The sequence below is a fragment of the Streptomyces hydrogenans genome (assembly GCF_014656075.1).
Lineage (GTDB): Bacteria > Actinomycetota > Actinomycetes > Streptomycetales > Streptomycetaceae > Streptomyces > Streptomyces hydrogenans.
On the sequence record NZ_BNBS01000038.1, the window covers coordinates 1 to 16,011 of the forward strand.

At 68.9% G+C, this 16,011-nt stretch carries 13 protein-coding genes; 10 read left to right on the forward strand and 3 right to left on the reverse strand.

The features are described 5' to 3' along the window. The first annotated feature begins 413 nt into the window (after window positions 1-413). The 5 genes from IE321_RS17755 (at window position 414) to IE321_RS17775 (ending at window position 7,617) form a co-directional block, all read left to right on the forward strand. Window positions 414-1,040 carry a hypothetical protein gene (locus tag IE321_RS17755; protein ID WP_229916436.1) on the forward strand — a complete coding sequence of 209 codons (627 nt, stop codon included), beginning with the start codon at window positions 414-416 and terminating at the stop codon, window positions 1,038-1,040. Window positions 1,041-1,077: 37 nt separating this feature from the next. Next, window positions 1,078-3,738, forward strand: coding sequence for a DEAD/DEAH box helicase (locus IE321_RS17760; protein ID WP_190223623.1), 2,661 nt, complete (start codon window positions 1,078-1,080; stop codon window positions 3,736-3,738). Between the two features lie 228 nt (window positions 3,739-3,966). After that, window positions 3,967-5,172, forward strand: coding sequence for an ABC-three component system protein (locus tag IE321_RS17765; RefSeq protein ID WP_190223624.1), 1,206 nt, complete (start codon window positions 3,967-3,969; stop codon window positions 5,170-5,172). Next, window positions 5,165-5,641, forward strand: coding sequence for a three component ABC system middle component (locus IE321_RS17770; RefSeq protein WP_190223625.1), 477 nt, complete (start codon window positions 5,165-5,167; stop codon window positions 5,639-5,641). The genes IE321_RS17765 and IE321_RS17770 overlap by 8 nt, the downstream gene beginning before the upstream one ends. Before the next feature lie 20 nt (window positions 5,642-5,661). Continuing rightward, complete coding sequence (locus tag IE321_RS17775) at window positions 5,662-7,617, forward strand: DUF3732 domain-containing protein (protein WP_226652017.1); 1,956 nt, start codon at window positions 5,662-5,664, stop codon at window positions 7,615-7,617. Window positions 7,618-7,696: 79 nt separating this feature from the next. Here IE321_RS17775 and IE321_RS17780 read toward each other — a convergent pair whose 3' ends face one another. Next, entirely contained in the window at window positions 7,697-8,017 is a 321-nt protein-coding gene (locus IE321_RS17780) for a hypothetical protein (RefSeq protein WP_190223627.1), read from the reverse strand. Window positions 8,018-8,481: 464 nt separating this feature from the next. Between IE321_RS17780 and IE321_RS17785 the strand changes: the two genes are divergently transcribed. Continuing rightward, window positions 8,482-9,786 carry a hypothetical protein gene (locus tag IE321_RS17785; RefSeq protein ID WP_190223628.1) on the forward strand — a complete coding sequence of 435 codons (1,305 nt, stop codon included), beginning with the start codon at window positions 8,482-8,484 and terminating at the stop codon, window positions 9,784-9,786. Between the two features lie 298 nt (window positions 9,787-10,084). On the opposite strand, the gene IE321_RS17790 is transcribed toward IE321_RS17785, so the two are convergent. Continuing rightward, window positions 10,085-10,549 (reverse strand): hypothetical protein, encoded by a 465-nt coding sequence (locus tag IE321_RS17790; RefSeq protein WP_190223629.1) that lies wholly within the window; start codon window positions 10,547-10,549, stop codon window positions 10,085-10,087. A 404-nt stretch (window positions 10,550-10,953) separates the two neighbouring features. Here IE321_RS17790 and IE321_RS17795 point away from each other — a divergent pair, with 404 nt between their 5' ends. From IE321_RS17795 to IE321_RS17805, 3 genes are all read left to right on the forward strand, one after another. Then, window positions 10,954-11,346: a hypothetical protein gene (locus IE321_RS17795; RefSeq protein ID WP_190223630.1), complete on the forward strand. Its 393-nt coding sequence runs from the start codon at window positions 10,954-10,956 to the stop codon at window positions 11,344-11,346. A gap of 142 nt (window positions 11,347-11,488) precedes the next feature. After that, window positions 11,489-12,049: a hypothetical protein gene (locus IE321_RS17800; protein WP_190223631.1), complete on the forward strand. Its 561-nt coding sequence runs from the start codon at window positions 11,489-11,491 to the stop codon at window positions 12,047-12,049. A 191-nt stretch (window positions 12,050-12,240) separates the two neighbouring features. After that, entirely contained in the window at window positions 12,241-12,630 is a 390-nt protein-coding gene (locus IE321_RS17805) for a hypothetical protein (RefSeq protein ID WP_190223632.1), read from the forward strand. A gap of 847 nt (window positions 12,631-13,477) precedes the next feature. Here IE321_RS17805 and IE321_RS17810 read toward each other — a convergent pair. Beyond that, entirely contained in the window at window positions 13,478-14,950 is a 1,473-nt protein-coding gene (locus IE321_RS17810; RefSeq protein WP_229916439.1) for a replication-relaxation family protein, read from the reverse strand. Between the two features lie 245 nt (window positions 14,951-15,195). Here IE321_RS17810 and IE321_RS17815 point away from each other — a divergent pair, with 245 nt between their 5' ends. Next, window positions 15,196-15,684, forward strand: coding sequence for a hypothetical protein (locus IE321_RS17815; RefSeq protein ID WP_190223683.1), 489 nt, complete (start codon window positions 15,196-15,198; stop codon window positions 15,682-15,684). Window positions 15,685-16,011 lie beyond the last annotated feature (327 nt).

Below are 16,011 nucleotides of genomic sequence, written 5' to 3' on the forward strand. Positions count from 1 at the left end.
GTGGCTACGCCACCCGCACACCGAGCCTGCTGCGCAGGCTCGGTGATGGTCCGTCCGCTGCGCTCCCGGACCAGTGGGACTTCGTCCCGCTACCAGGCTTCCGCTTCGCTCCAACCTGGCTGGCGGGTCCGCTGCGCTCCCCCGCCTGACGGTCCTTCCGGCTGCGCCTCCAGAACCGTTGGGCCCGCGATACGGGCCTGGCTGGTTAGGAGAGGGGTGGGGTCGCTCGTTCGTGTGGGTTTCAGTGTACATGCTGCATCAGGTTGATGCAGCATGTACCGTTGGCGGAAACACAGGACACCCCCAGACCACCGGGGAACCTCCATAAATTCCGAGAGGAACGACCGCAGATGACCGGTCACCAGGAATCTACCGGACCTGACCCTGCGCTGAGCAGCGATTCTGTGTGCCGGGTGACGGAGTACCAGACGGCGGGCGTCAACGCCCGGTTGAGGCTGTTCGCGCTCCTGCAGGCGCAGGGCGTGCCCGCGAGTGAGGCGGACGACCTGGTGGCCGCGCTGGAGGCCGGGGCCGTCGCCGGGGCGCAGTGCGAGGTGGTGGAGCTGGACGGGATGACGCCGGCCTCCCGTGGCCCGCTGTTCGAGGACGGCTGGGACGAGGGCGTCAGGACCGTGAGCGAGGCCCTGGTGGACATCGCGGACCGGGGATGGTCCCGGCGCGGCGGCCGGTCGGCGGGGGCCGCTGAGCTGGCCGTACATATCGCGGACGTGAGGCAGCTCGAGCGGGCCGACCTGGTGCGCCTGGAGGCGTTCGTGCGGGAGACCGTGCTGCCGGCCACGCACCCGCACACCACGGCGCGACGCCGGGTCCTGGAGGCGCTGGGCGAGGCCGGCGGTCTGTGCACCGCGCGCACGGTCAACAGCGACGGGGACGTCATGGTCTGCACGCTCGAGGCCGGGCACTACGACCCGGACGACAAGCCGCCCTTCAAGGACGGCCAGCCCGGCGACTGGCACAAGGCGGACGCGTCGATCTGGAACGACGCGAGTGCGGCCTGCACGCCGCACGCGGCCATCTGAAAAACCACGGGAATTCAGGCTCAGGGGAGGCGAGAGAATGTCAGTGATTCCGCTCAAGGAACACCAGGTAGACCAGCGCGCCGCGTTTCGTAGGTGGGTGGGATTTCCTGCAAGATCATCTGTGCCTCCGCAGGGTGCCCGGTGCACGATCGTGTCCGCGACCGGCTCGGGCAAGACGATCATGGCCGCCGCGTGCGCGCTGGAGTCGTTCGCGGAAGGGCGGATCCTCGTCACCGTCCCGACCCTGGACCTGCTCGTCCAGACCGCCCAGGCGTGGCGCCTGGTGGGTCACCGGGCCCCGATGGTCGCGGTGTGCTCGCTGGAGAACGACCCTGTCCTGGGCGGACTGGGGGTGCGGACCACCACCAACGCCATCCAGCTCGCCCTGTGGGCCGGGGCCGGACCGGTCGTCGTGTTCGCCACGTACGCCTCCCTGGTAGACCGCGAGGACCCGGAGGACCCGACGGGCCGGGGGAAGGTTCGCGGGCCGCTGGAGGCCGCACTGGCGGGCGGGGAACGGCTCTACGGCCAGCGCATGGACGGCTTCGACCTCGCCATCGTCGACGAAGCCCACGGCACCGCCGGTGATCTTGGCCGTCCGTGGGCGGCGATCCACGACAACGCCCGGATCCCCACCGACTTCCGCCTGTACCTCACTGCGACCCCGCGTATCCTCGCCGCGCCCCGGCCGCAGAAGGGCGCGGACGGCCAGGAGGTGGCGCTCGCGACCATGGCCGACGACCCGGACGGCACCTACGGCGCGTGGCTCGCCGAGCTCGGACTGTCGGAGGCGATCGAGCGGGAGATCCTCGCCGGGTTCGAGATCGACGTCCTGGAAATCCACGACCCCTCCCCCGTTCTCGGCGAGTCCGAGGAGGCGCGGCGGGGCCGGCGCCTGGCGCTGCTGCAAACCGCGCTCCTGGAGCACGCCGCCGCCTGGAACCTGCGCACCGTCATGACCTTCCACCAGAAGGTGGAGGAGGCCGCGGCGTTCGCGGAGAAACTGCCCGAGACGGCGGCCGAGCTGTACGTCACCGATGCCTCCGACGCGGACCTGGCGGCCGCGGAGAAGCTGCCCGCGTCGTCGATCGAGGCCGAGTTCTACGAGCTGGAGGCCGGCCGCCACGTACCCCCGGACCGGGTGTGGTCGGCGTGGCTGTGCGGCGACCACCTCGTCGCCGAGCGCCGGGAAGTCCTGCGGCAGTTCGCCAACGGCATCGACGCCACCGGGCACCGGGTCCACCGCGCCTTCCTCGCCAGCGTGCGCGTGCTCGGAGAGGGCGTCGACATCACCGGCGAGCGTGGAGTCGAGGCGGTGTGCTTCGCCGACACCCGCGGCTCCCAGGTCGAGATCGTGCAGAACATCGGGCGCGCGCTGAGGCTCAACCGCGACGGCAGCACGAAGGTGGCCAGGATCATCGTGCCCATCTTCCTGGGGCCCGGCGAGGACCCCACCGACATGGTCGCCTCCGCCAGCTTCAAGCCCCTCGTCGCCGTGCTCCAGGGCCTGCGCTCGCACGACGAGCGCCTGGTCGAGCAACTCGCATCCCGCGCGCTCACGAGCGGCAAGCGCAAGGTGCACCTGCGGCGCGACGAGGACGGGCGGATCGTCGGCGCTGACGACACCGTCGACGGCGAGGACCAGGAGGACGACGGCACCGACGCCGCTGCCGAGTCGGCCCTGCTGCACTTCTCCAGCCCGCGCGACGCCGCGACCATCGCCGCCTTCCTCCGGACGCGGGTGTACCGGCCGGAGTCACTGGTGTGGCTGGAGGGCTACCAGGCCCTCATCCGGTGGCGGAAGGAGAACGAGATCACCGGCCTCTACACCGTCCCCTACGACGTCGAGGTCGCAGTCGGCGTCACCAAGGACTTCCCCCTCGGACGCTGGGTGCACCAGCAGCGCAAGGCGCTGAGGGCCGGCGAGCTGGAGGACCGGCGCAAGACGCTGCTGGACACCCCGGAGGCCGGGATGGTCTGGGAGCCCGGCCAGGAGGCGTGGGAAGCCAAGCTCGCCGCGCTCCGTTCGTACCGGCGGGCGACCGGACACCTCGCGCCGCGGCAGGACGCGGTGTGGGGCGAAGGCGAGGAGATGGTGCCCATCGGGCAGCACATGGCCAACCTCCGCCGCAAGGGCGGCCTGAGCAAGGACCCGAAGCGGGCCGCGGAACGCGCCAAGCAGCTGGCGGCGATCGACGAGGACTGGGACTGCCCGTGGCCGCTGAACTGGCAACGGCACTACCGCGTTCTCGCCGACCTCGTCGACGCCGACGGAGTGCTGCCCTACATCGCGCCCGGCGTCGTCTTCGACGGCGATGACATCGGCACCTGGAGGTGGAGGCAGCAGGAACCGGGCACCTGGAGGCAGCTTCTGCCCGAGCAGCAGGAGCGGTTGGCGAAGCTGGGCGTGCAGCCCGACAAGGCGCCCGACCCCGCCCCTGCGGCCAGCCGCGGGACGAAGGGGCCGAGCAAGGCACAGCAGGCATTCCAGCGCGGCCTGGCAGCCCTCGCCCAGTGGGTGGAACGGGAGGGCGTCGACCGTCCGGTGCCGCGCGGCCACGCCGAGGAGATCGTGGTCGACGGCGAGACGGAGCCGGTGGCCGTGAAACTGGGCGTATGGGTCTCGAACACGAAATCAAGGAGGGGTCGGCTGGATGCCGATCAACTCGCTGCTCTGGCCGCTCTCGGCCTTGACTGAGCGGCTTGACGTTGACTGCCGGAGTGGGCCCATGCTGACGGTGAACCCAAGCCAGGGTGTCAAGGTATTGGTGATCACCCTGCTCACTCCTGATTGCGGGCCCAGGCTCGCGGCGCGCACGCATCCGGCCCCGAGGGGATGGCCCACGCCACCTTGGGATGCAGCTTTTCGACCTCGACTGTGTGCAAGCAGGTAGACACAGCACGTGTTGCGTGAGGAGACTGGATCATGGTCTTTCAGGTGTCTCACGACGCGTCGGCCTCTGCACTGGGCTACCTCTACCAGGCGAAGTGGGCGCTGCTGGAGTTGTTTCGGGGGTCATCGGAACGACCTGACGGAGCGATCAGTCTCGAGTTGCATGACGACGTGGCGTGGGAGGTAGCCGACCGTCCTGTCGACCTGCTGCAGACCAAGCTTCATCAGCGCTCGACCCGCACTCTGGGCGATCGCGATGACGATCTGTGGCGCACGATCCGATCGTGGATGGATACCCATGATCCCGGTGATGTAGAGGGGCCGTGGCTGACGCTCGTCACCACCCAGCATGCTCGCGAAGGTTCGGCAGCAGCGGCGCTGCGCAGCCCGAGCAGGGAGCCTGGTGTGGCTCTGCGACGGCTTGAGACTGCTGCGGCAGCGTCGAAATCGGAGAAGACTGCTGAGGCTAGGGCGCGCTTCCTCGCCCTATCGGCTGGTGAGCGTGCGACGTTCGTTCAACGCATGCGTGTTATCGACGGCACCCTCGGCATCGACGATCTCGATGCGGCTGTGAGGAAGTGGCTGCTGTTTACTCTCCCATCCGACGAGGGTGCGCAAGCGACGTTCATGGAGCAGTTGTGGGCATGGTGGTACGACCAGGTCGTCGAGATGCTGCAGAAGCGCCGGACGAGCGTGTCGGTGGGGATGGTGCATCGTCGGGTTGAGCAGATCCGGGATGACTACGCCGCGGATCGTCTCCCTACTCTGGTAGAGCGGAGCGACTGGCAGGCTGCCCAGCAGGAGGGCGTGGACTATAGCGAGCGGTTCTTCGTCCATCAGCTGCGGTGGGTCAACCTTGGCCGGCGGGAGCTTGAGAAGGCGATGATGGACTACTACCGCGCCTATAACCAAGCAGTGGCCTGGGCCGACAATGACCTGATCGGCCTAGATGAACTGGAGCGCTATCAGGCCGATTTGGTCGACGAGTGGGAGCGGCTCTTTGCCCGCATGGTCCGCCGGCTTCCAGCGGATGCGAGCGAGCAGGATCGGCAAGATTCGGGGGAAGAGCTGCTGTGGCAGGTGCTGGACAGCGTGACGGTCAGGATTAGGGACCAGTACGACCAGGTCTTCTTTCACCGCGGCCAGCATCACTGCCTGGCGGATGAAGCCCGGGTGGGGTGGCATCCCGAGTTCTTGCAGAGGGTCCAGGACCTGACCATCGGCACGGTACATGCCTAGCCGCGCACACCAGCCGCAGGCCTTCGCCGCGTTTCTGAATCCGGCGCTGGTGAGTTTCGTGCAGGCTTCGATAGCACAGGAGTACGAGCTCAAGCGCGGGCGCGCGATGGTCTGGCCGCTGGCACTGGTCCTTCCCGTGCTGGTGCTGCACCGCTCCACGCGTGAAGCGCTGCCGTCCAGTATCAGAACGCACTTGCCGACGTGGGCCGGGCGTCATCCGGCCCTTCTGGCGGGGTTTGGCGCCCGGGTTGACTCAACGCTGCCCGTACTCCGTGAGGGGCTGCGTTTCGCTCTGCGCCACGGTCTGATCCAGGTGGAGGCTGGAGCCGTGCACGCCATGCCCTTCTCCACACGACGTGCCGAAGGGGAACTGCAGGAGATGCTGAAATCGGCCCGCTTGGTGGGCAAGTGGGCGGCGACCGTAGATCAGCCTTCTACCCTCCTGGCGCTACTGGGCGTGAGAGTCTGATCACTGTGCAGCTTCGGTCTTTGATCCTTTACAGCAAGAGCGGCAAGGTGCGCGAGCTGACGTTCAGGCTCGGCGAGCTCAACATCATCACGGGCAGTTCGCGAACCGGGAAGAGCATCATCCTGGACATCGTCGACTTCTGCCTGGGCAGGGACGACGCCCCCGTCTCGGTCGGTCCGATCACCAGGACCGTCGAATGGGTGGCCGTGCTGCTCCAGCTGCCCGACACCCGGGCGTTCGTGGCGCGCCGGCTTCCTGCCAAAGGCAAGAAGTCCGTCTCCACAGCGATGCTCGAGTTCGGCTCCGCCCTGCGGCCGTTGCCCTACGAGCGGCTCGCGAACAACTGCGATTCCGACGAACTGCGCCAGCAGCTCGGACGGAGAATCGGCTTGGGCGACGTCCGCAGCGAACCCCAGCCCGGGAGCTTGCAGACGCCGTTCGCCGTTCACCTGGGGCACGCAGTGCCGCTGTGTCTGCAGAACCAGGACGAGATCACCACACGCAGCATCCTGTTCCACCGGCAGGGCGAACGAGACGGCGGAGCACGGCTGACCTCCACCCTGCCGTACTTTCTCGGCGCTGTCGGCGAAGATCAGGCGCAAAAGCAGCACGGCTTGACGACCGCCCGGCGGCTCTTGCGACGCCGGCAGCAAGACTTGAAGGTGGCCGAGATCGCCGACGGCGACATCGATGCCCACCTGCACCAGCTGCTGGCCCAAGCCCGCACGGCAGCACTGATCTCAGCCGACGACGAGTTCGACAGTCGCGAGGCGCTGATCGACGCCTTGCGCGAAGCGGTCCGCTTCCCACCGCCAGCCACCGGCGAGGAACACTCCCACACAGAGCGCACCGCAGCGCTGCAAGAACGCCGTACCCAGCTACGTGCCAAGCTGGACGAGATCGGCGAGCAGCGACAGTTCCTCATACGGCAGGAAGCCGCGGAAGACAGCTACACCCAGGTTGTGCAGCGCGGCATCTCCCGCCTGCACGCCATCGACCTGCTCCCCGACACCGGCTCACACGCTGAAGACATGGCCTGTCCGCTGTGCGGTTCTGACCTGCCTCAGCCCGACCATGCGGTCGAGGACATGCAGCGGACCCTAAAAGATCTCCGCGGCCAGCTCACCTCCGTGCACACCGTGCGGCCCCGCCGCGAGCAGACGCTGCGGGAACTCACCGACCAGGCCGACACCGCCCGCGAGGAACTCCGCGGGGTCGAAGGAGCTCTCAACGCCCTGGCCGAACTGGAAGCCAGCCGGAACCGATTCCGCGCTCAGGCCGAGGAGCAGGCCTTCCTGCGCGGCCGGATCGACGCACACCTCAGCCAGCTCCCGGACACCGGGGACACCTACGAAGGCAGTCTCCTGCAGCTGCGATCAGCCGCAGCGTTCGCCCAAGCTCAAGTGGACGACCTCGAAGCCGAACTCGACACCGACGCCATGCAGGACCGGCTCGATCACGCCCTGAACTACATCAGCACCGACATGACCGCCTACGCCCAGACACTCAATCTCGAGCACAGCAAGCGCAGCATCCGCCTCGACGTACGGAAACTGACGGTCCTCGCCGACTCCGACGACGGCATCGTCCCTCTGCTGCGCATCGGTAGCGGCGAGAACTGGGTCGGCTACCACCTCGTCGCGCACCTAGCCCTGCACCGCTACTTCACCCTCCACCAGCGGCCCGTACCCCGCATGCTCCTACTGGACCAGGTCACCCAGCCCTTCTACCCTTCCGAAGTCGCCAAGGACAGCGGCAACCCCGATCTCATTCGTTCCGACGCCGATCGCAACACCGTCCGCGGCATGTTCGAACTGATGTACCGCTTTACCAACGACCTGGCACCTAACTTCCAGCTCATCGTCAGCGACCACGCCAACCTGTCCGACCAGTGGTATCAGGACTGTGTGCGCTACAACTGGCGCAACGGCGACGCTCTGGTCCCCCAGGCCTGGATCGACGAACACACCAACTAGCCGCCCGTCCGCTCCACCCAGTTCCGCTCGATGTCCTCGCCGGAGCAGTCGAAATCACCACGGCAAGGTGGGCTTCGCGCTACTCGTGGGCGACGCGGTCACAGACGATGTCGGCGTAGGACTGGGAGCTGAAGCCGCGGACTACGAGCACGGGGATGCCCGCGAACTCGAGCCAGCCGGTCAGCTGCTGCCGCAGGGTGTCCTTCTCCGCAGCGAAGTACAGGGCTTGCTCCTGGCCCGCCGTGCGGTCCAGGCGGAACCAGTCGGGCATCTCCCGCACGAAAGCGTCCGCGTCCGGCCAGGCCGGCGGGACGTGGTCTTCGCGGACGGTGTCGATCAGGTCAGGGAAGCGGCCCTCGGGGCGGCCCTGGGCCAGCTGCGAGGACAGCCGCCGGTACATCGGCGGCGTATGCGGCAGCACCCCTCGGCCGCGAGCCGGTACATCGCCTGTCGCAACGTGACCTTGAGCGGCGCGTATCCGTCCACGATCTGCCGCGTCCGTTCCACAACGAGGGGCCACTGGATCCGTTCACGAGCCATACCGGTACATGTCCCCCTGCGCGCGGCGGCTGGCCCGGGATACGGATAGATCTCCCCCCTCGGCTATCGCGAGGTAAGAGGTGTCGTTTCCCGAAGAGGGCTTGCCCATGGGCTTTGACCTGCACGAATGGAAGATCACCGGATTCGGGGGTCCCACCTCCAGTCACATCTGCGGTCCCCGCCTAGTACGCCTGTGGAGGCAACCCTCTAGCCCCCTTCCGGTGCAACCCTCATGGATGTTCTCTTACCGTCGGGACCTTCGGAAAGGCGTGGCTGGTGACTGCGTTGCGCCGATAGGGTCGCCCGGTACAAAGGGGGTTGCTGATGGGCAACAAGGTCGTGACTCTGCCGGAGATCCCGAAGGCTGGCGAGGACCTCGAGGACTACATCGCCGCGCTGTTCCAGGCGTCCGGTCACTTCGTGGAGAAACAGATCATCGAGAGGGATCCGGCCGACATCCTCGAGCTCGACATCTTCGCGACCTACTACGGAGCGGACGAGGCTCTGCGACGGCTGATCGAGGTCAAGGGCGGGAGATGGGGCTTCACAGACCTGTTCAAGGTGGTGGGGTGGATGCAGTACCTGGACCTTGAGCATGGGGCCTTCTTCATGACCCAGTGGGATGACCGGGAGTCCGCTACGCGGAAGATGAAGCCCCTAGGCCTGGATGTCGTGTGCTTCGACGACTTCGAAGCCGCTCCGCAGCTGTTCACGGACAAGGGGTACGGCTCCTTCGCGGATCCGCGGCTGATCAGTCTGTGGCGGCACTCGTACGGAGTCGAGCGCAAGTTCGTCAAGCTCATCCACAAGCAGGAGCGCGCCGGGCACGAAGGGGCCAAGGCCGCGAAGACGTACCACCGTCAGATCAACAACGGCACCTTCTTCGCCAGGGCCCCCGAGGAGTCGCTGGCTCTGCTCTACGAGGCGTACGGCGAGCATCCCAAGCTGACCCTGGGCTACGCACGCGAAATCGACGGCGCAGACTTCGACCCGCACGCGGTCGCGAGCGACAGTCCGAGCTGTCAGGCTGCGATCCGGTACGGCAAGCACCCCGAACTCCAGGCGTGCATGTACCTCGAGCACCGGGCCCGGCTCGCCATCCTCAAGGCCGCCGTGGACTACGCACTCGCGCATCCCGACGGCCCTCCCGAGTTCCGCATGTCGGAGGATGGGAAGTCGTTCTTCTTTCAGGGGCTGACCTACCACGTCCTGCCGGGCACGTTCCACGACGGCATCGCATGGCTGCGAGAGCAGCCGAACTTCGCGCGGTACGCGACCTTCTGGCAGCAGTTCCTGTGGGGGTGGGGAGGGTTCTACCTTGAGGACAGGACGGGCGAGGAGTTCGAGTGGATGGCGAAGTACTCCGGCATCCCCGCCGACGAGATTCCCACGGCCCTCGAAGCCTTCGACCGCTTCTTCCCGATCACGAATGGCTGGCTCACCACCCCGGGCAACACCGACATCCATATGCTGAAGATGGTCCCGTGGATCTTCCAAGGCATCGGAGCCCACCAACGTCGCATCCAGTACAACCTGGTCAAAAGCCTGCGTGAGCTGCAGCCGAGCTCCTGGTACACGGCCTCCGACCTTTCGAAGCGCATCAACTGCGCGGTCGACTTCCTGCTGTAGGGGTGACACCGGCCCGTACTTTCTCCCACGGATCGCCAACAACGCCGCCCTGAACCTCGCCCGCAGACGCCCCTAGTAAGCCCCTCACAGCCGCACACAAAACACTCCCGCCAAGGAAAACGCCCTCCCAACCTCACAGGTCACCCCACGCCAACCCGTGTGGTGAGCGAAGCCGCCCCCACTCACCACAGGTCGAGCTTGAAGGAGGCCGGGGAGAGGGGCAGCGCCTGGTGCTCGCCCTGCTCGGCGTCACCTCGTGCGTAAGCCGCCGAGGTCCGCACGCCCGCCCGCGTCCCACTCACGCCTGCCCGGCCGTCGGCTCCCACAGGGGGCGGGCGCGTCCGGTCCCGCTGCAGTGGAAGCACAGGCCGCTTCCCGGCGTGCTGCGGGCACCGACGGTGCCGGCGGCGTGGTGGAAGAGCCGGGTGAGGCCCGCGGCGTGGGCCTCGTGGAGCGGGAGCTCCTGCCGTCTGCCGAGGGTGACCTCCAGCGCGACGCCGGGGCCGGTGAAGTGGGCGTGCATGCCCCCGGTGATCGCACGGAGCGTCTCGTTCACCTCGCGCATCGACTCCGCGCCGGACAGTTGCACCCGGGCCGCGAGGACGGTGTCGTCGGCCGCGGCGAAGGACAGCAGCCCGGCCGGGCGGGCGAGCGGCCCGACGCGGCCCACGGGGTCGGGATGGGTGTGGTGGAGCTGGGCCAGGGCGTGCCACAGGTCGCCCGGCAGATCCTGGGGTGCGGTCTCTTCTCGGCTGCGTCTCATACGGCCCTGTGTAGGGCCTCCTCGGGCCGATGAGCGCCGGGTAGGCCCGCCCGTCCCGCGCGGTGGCACGCGGACTTCGGGGCCTGTTCCGCCCGCCGGGCAGCCCGCCCCGCGCCATGAGAGAGGAGGAGAACACCTCCCCTGTCCTACAGGGGAGGTGTTAGCAGCAAGATCGACTGACCCACGGCCCCTGGCCTGCGCAGACGCGGGGCCGGCTCGGCAAGGGGGGCAACCGGTGACGCGACCTGAGCGGTACGCGTACCCCGCGCCGGGTCAGTACCGGGCGGGGCCGGGGAAGATCTGCTGATTCGGTGCGGATCCGGGGCTGGAAGCGTCAACTTCCGTGAACTGCGGTAGCGTTCCGCGCCGTAATGAGTGGCCTGTCCGAGAACGGAAAGGGACCTATGTCTGTACTGAAGCGCATGGGTGTGGTCGGCGCGAGCGCCGTCGTACTGGTCGGGGCGGTAGCGTCACCCGCTTCCGCGGCGGATCTGACACTCTCGATCCCCGGGGGCTCCATGAAGCACGTCGACGACGGCGACATCTTCAAGGTCTGCGACACCAGAGGGGACGGGCACGGCATCTACGGCGAACTCTGGTACGACTCGTTCTACACCACCGGCGGCTACAAGCTCGTCCTGAAGCTGTCGGACGGCGGTGACTCCGGTTGCGACAGTGCAGTGCACGACATCGGCAACAACGGTCATTACGTCATGAGCGTCTGTTCCGGAAGTTATCCGTCGGGCCCGTGGCCCAACCGCAGCACCTGCACCCACTCCGCAGGGTTCAACGAGTAGGCAGCCTGAGGGCGGCCCGGCAGCCGGGCCGCCCCTCGGTTCTGTAGGCGGCCGCCAGCGCGTGGCGTCGACTCCGGTCGCCAAACCCGTGTACGCGGTCCTGGCCCCGTAGTGGTCGTCCCACCAGTGGGCCCGGGCCGCCGTGGAGGCGCTGAATGCCGACGTCATCAGGGCCGCGGTGCCCTCCCCGCCGATCTCCGGCGGTGCTGTGGCCGACCGGATCGCCGACGTGCTCGGCACCCCGAACCAGACTCTTCACGGCGATCCGGTGAACGTGACGGCGTTCGTGGTGCGGCGGTTCGTCGACCGCGGCCTCCCGGTCGGCCTGAGCGCGAACCCGGACGAGACGCTGCACCATCCCGACCAGGTCGCGGAGGTCTGCCGCCGCAAGGACCTGGCGGAACTGATCGCCGCCGATACCCCGCTCGGTCCGGAGCAGGCCACCGCCCGCCTTCGACTCCGCCGTACCGACTTCGACCACATGGTCCGGCTCGGCTGGGTGCGCTTCCCCGCAGGCGATGAGGTCCGCTTCGGTACCAGCCGGGCCGGAGCCGTCGACGTCGCGCCCTACACCACGGCATCCGTCCACACAGTGCCCGCCGAACACCCCGAGGTCGACTGGGAGCAGCTGCGCACGGTGGAGAAGAGCCGGCGCTCTCCGCTCGCAGCGCTGCGCCCGGAGGCGACGCCCCTACCGGCGTAAGCCTGGGTCCCTGCGCCCGCCCGCGTCCCCCACCGTCCGGAAGGGCGGCGCGGGACACGGGCGTTCTTTCTCGCGTGCCGCTCACTCGTGCCCGGCCGCCGGCTCCCACAGGGGGCGGGTGCATCCGGTCCCGCCGCAGTGAAGCACCGGCCGCCGCCCGGCGTACTGCGGGCACCGATGGTGCCAGCGGCGTGGCGGAAGAGCCGGGTGAGGCCCACCGCGTGCGCCTCGTGGACTGGGAGCTCCTGCCGTCTGCCGAGCGTGACCTCCAGCGCGACACCGGGCCCGGTGAAGTGGGCGTGGGGGAGGTCACCGGTCATCGCGCGGAGCATGTCGTTCACCTCGTGCATCGTCTCCACGCCGGTCAGCTGCACCCGGGCCGCAAGGATGGCGTCGGCGGCCACGGTGAAGGACAGCAGCCCGGCCGGGCGGGCGAGCGGCCCGACGCGGCCCACGGGGTCGGGGTGGGTGTGGTGGAGCTGGGCCAGGGCGTGCCACAGGTCGCCCGGCAGATCCTGGGTTGCGGTCTCTTCTCGGCTGCGTCTCATACAGCCCTGTGTAGGGCCTCCTCGGGCCAGTGAGCGCCGGGTAGGCCCGCCCGTCCCGCGCGGTGGCACGCGGACTTCGGTGTCCGTTCCACCCACCGGGCCGGGCGCCATGCAGCCCGCCCCACAGCGAGGGCGGGCTTGGCGCCGCCTACTCCGGGCCAGGGTCGCACAGGGGGTTCTCGTGACCGCAGTCCCAGCAGCCCACGGTCTCGGGAAGTTCTCGAACCGTATGCCGGGGACGCCGAAGGAGCCGTCGATGGGGAAGCCTCCGCAACTCTGGCACGGTGTGGCGCGAAAGGGCTTGTTACAGCGCAAGCAGGTGCCTCCCGCGCTGGTCCGGTCGAGGCGGGTAACTCGGGTATCTGCGCTACCGCAGCGCACGCAGAACGCTTCCTGGGCCGTCATGGTTCCGGTGTACCTCAGGTTCGCGACATCGGTCCCCCTGCTCCGCGCCAGCGGCACATCCACCATGCAGGAGTCCCGAAACGGCGCAGCCCCCTGGTGCTCGTCACCCCGACTCGCCCGCCCCCGCGCCGTGAGAAAAAAGAAGAACACCTCCCCTGCCCCCACAGGGGAGGTGTCGGCGGCCAGATCGACTGACCCACGGCCCCTGGCCTGCGCAGACGCGGGGCCGACTCGGTGAGGCGTGCAACCGATGGCGCAACCTACCGCGCAACTGGTGACGCAACCGGTGGCGCAACCTACTGCGCAACCGGTGGCGCAACCTAAGCCGTACGCGCACCAGGTGCCCGGGTCAGTACCCGGGCGCGGCAAGGCCGGCCCTTTGCGTCAGACGCTGTGGTGAGTGACCCAAGCAATGACCCTCGCAGGTCACAGCGGTGCGGGCAGGGCGGGGCGTGGCCGGTGGCGAAGGGGATCGTCAGGGTCGTCGGCGGAGCCAGCCGCGGCCCCTCTTCGCCTCGGGGCCGTCCTGCGGCTCCGGCGGCGCGGCGGCCTCGAGGCGGGCGGCTTCGGCGGCGGCCTCCTGGCGGGCGACGTCGTCGACGCGGCACGGGCCGCATGCCGACCTGTCCCCGGCCTTGACGGCGGTCCGGTGCACGGTGTTCTCCTCCCAGCGCTCGTCGCTGAACTTCCGCCCGCACCGCCGGCACACCGGCCGCTGCGCCTCCCGTTCAGCGGCCCGGCGCCGCTTGTCATCCGCGTCCGCGCGGGCTTCCTGTGCGCGGTAGAGGGTGTGGCCGTCGGGGTTGTCGAGCGCGTCCGTCAGCGTCTGCTCCCCGGTCCGTCCCAGGCGCCGCCACACTGCCGCACCGGCGCCGTGTTCCTGGAGCTGTTCCAGGGTGGTGACGACGACGGGCACCGCCTGGCGGTAGTCCCGCGCGGTGATGGCCTTCTCGTAGAGGGAGTCGTACCGGCGCGGCGCCCAGTAGCGGCCGGCCTCCTCCAGCACGGCGACCGTGTGGGCGACCTTGGTCTCGGTAGTGTCGGCGAACACGAACGCGAGGGGGGCCAGGCCCTCGCGGCCGGTCGGCGGGTAGACGCGGCGCCACAGCCGCTGCTCGTGGTCGACGCGCTCGATCGCGTCCGGCCGGGAGCGGACCAGGTCCACGGTGCGCTTGTCCGCGTCCTTCGCCAGCTGCCGTCCCCACTCCCAGTACCGGCGCAGCTTGGTCACCAGGTCGTGCGCGTCTTCGGAGCGGCGGTCGACCTCCACCAGGAGTACGGGCACCCCGGCCTGTGGCGCCCGCACCACCAGGTCCGCCCGCTGCACGTAGCCGTCGGCGAGCCGGTGCCCGATCTCGGTCTGGAAGCCGAGCCGGTGGCCGATCCCGGCTTGGTGGAGTTCGGCGGCCGTCGAGGTGACCGCCGCGGCGTGCTCGCCGTAGCCGGTGCCCAGCAGCTTCCCCGTGACCGGGTCGTACTTCTTCTCCCGCAGTGCCGAAACCCGTATGCCCTTCGGCTCCAGCAGGAGCTTCGCCTCGTCGTGTCCGCGCTTGGTCAGCACCCACACCTGCCGCTGGTCTCCCCGGACCGTCTCGATCCGCACCAGGTGGTGGTCCTCCAGGTCCAGGAGGTTGTCCCGCGTGAGCTTGTCGTGCTGGTTGCCCGGGCGGGTCAGCTTCCAGAGCTGGTCGGGCGTAGCCCGCTGGAAGATCCCGAGAGCCTGCAGGAGCTCCCGGCGCCGGGGCTCGGTCGAGTTCTTCCGGTGAGTAGGACGCCTTGCTACATCTACATGAGGGATGTCGGCGCTGCGACGACCCCCTGTCCGCCGGGCCTGACCTGCGGAAACGTCTGGTCGCCGAGCGCGAGGCGCGGAGGGGGTGATGGAGGGGTCCACGGAGGGGGCCTGTCCGGCCGGGTCAAAGGGCTGCTCGGGCTCGGTGCTCGCCACAGGATGCTCCTGGAGGTGGGGCGGGCCTGTCCCGCCATTCACCTTCTACAGGTGCGGTTTTCGGGCTCGGTGTGACGGCGGGTTCAAAGAACCCCTCCGCCGTGACCGCATCGTGATCAGTCCCGGAGAGGAGAGTTCTCCTCCGTCGGCGGCCGGACTCTGTCCACAGGCCCGCAGCCCGAGCATCGGGTTCGAGGCCGCCGCGATCAGCGGGGCGGCCCGTATGTGAGGAGCTGTCCGTGATCATGATTCAGAACCCGCCTCTGTCCCAGGTTCCCGGCGTGCCGCTCGTTCCGCTGACACCGGAGGTGGCAATCAGCGCCTTTGGGTACCTCCGGGCCGTTCAGGCTGGCGATACCGAGGCGGCTGCCGAGTTCGCCGACGCCCATCCGCAGATGCCCTCGATGCTCGTCAACGTCGCCGAGCGGATCATCGTCCCGGTCACCGCCCTGTGCGGTCTCGACCCGGACCCGTGCGACGACTCTTTCGCCCTGGAGGCCGTCGGGCGGGTCTTCGTGGCCACCCTGCGCAACTGGTCGAGGCAGGCCGGGCCGTGCACTGCGGAAGGCATCGCCCGCGCAGTCATCGACTTCGTCGCGCACATCCTCACCAACGAAGACCGTGAGGACGTCTCCGACGCCCTGTACGAACTGGAGGTCGTCGGCGTGGGCCAGGCCCTTGAGGCGCATCCCGCACCGAGCGGGGCGCACCCGACGCACCACACCACCGCGTAGCCGTACCTCCAGGACGGCAGTGGTGCGGTGCGGCGCGCATCCTCGGCGCTCCACCATGGTGCGCTCCACCGGCACCACTGCACCGCGCCGCACCGCTCCACCGGCACCACCGCACCGCGCCGGGGCGCGCCACGGCTGAACGGGCTCCCCTATCACACACCCCCTTGACCGCGACCTGATCGCGAGCCGAAACGGCCGATGTCAAGGGAAGACGTCGTGGTAGCAGAGCTGGACAAGGGGGGTGTAGCGGAGCCGGACAAGGGGGTCACGCGCGTCCGGCCGCACCCGGACAAGGGGTCGGCCGGCGGCAAACGCACCGGTGCGGTG

Coding starts and splice junctions, on each gene's coding strand:
- IE321_RS17795 (WP_190223630.1), top strand. CDS start 10,954: ATGTCTGTACTGAAGCGCATGGGTGTGGTCGGCGCGAGCGCCGTCGTA.
- IE321_RS17770 (WP_190223625.1), top strand. CDS start 5,165: ATGCCTAGCCGCGCACACCAGCCGCAGGCCTTCGCCGCGTTTCTGAAT.
- IE321_RS17780 (WP_190223627.1), bottom strand. CDS start 8,017: ATGTACCGGCGGCTGTCCTCGCAGCTGGCCCAGGGCCGCCCCGAGGGC.
- IE321_RS17785 (WP_190223628.1), top strand. CDS start 8,482: ATGGGCAACAAGGTCGTGACTCTGCCGGAGATCCCGAAGGCTGGCGAG.
- IE321_RS17760 (WP_190223623.1), top strand. CDS start 1,078: ATGTCAGTGATTCCGCTCAAGGAACACCAGGTAGACCAGCGCGCCGCG.
- IE321_RS17815 (WP_190223683.1), top strand. CDS start 15,196: ATGATTCAGAACCCGCCTCTGTCCCAGGTTCCCGGCGTGCCGCTCGTT.
- IE321_RS17790 (WP_190223629.1), bottom strand. CDS start 10,549: ATGAGACGCAGCCGAGAAGAGACCGCACCCCAGGATCTGCCGGGCGAC.
- IE321_RS17765 (WP_190223624.1), top strand. CDS start 3,967: ATGGTCTTTCAGGTGTCTCACGACGCGTCGGCCTCTGCACTGGGCTAC.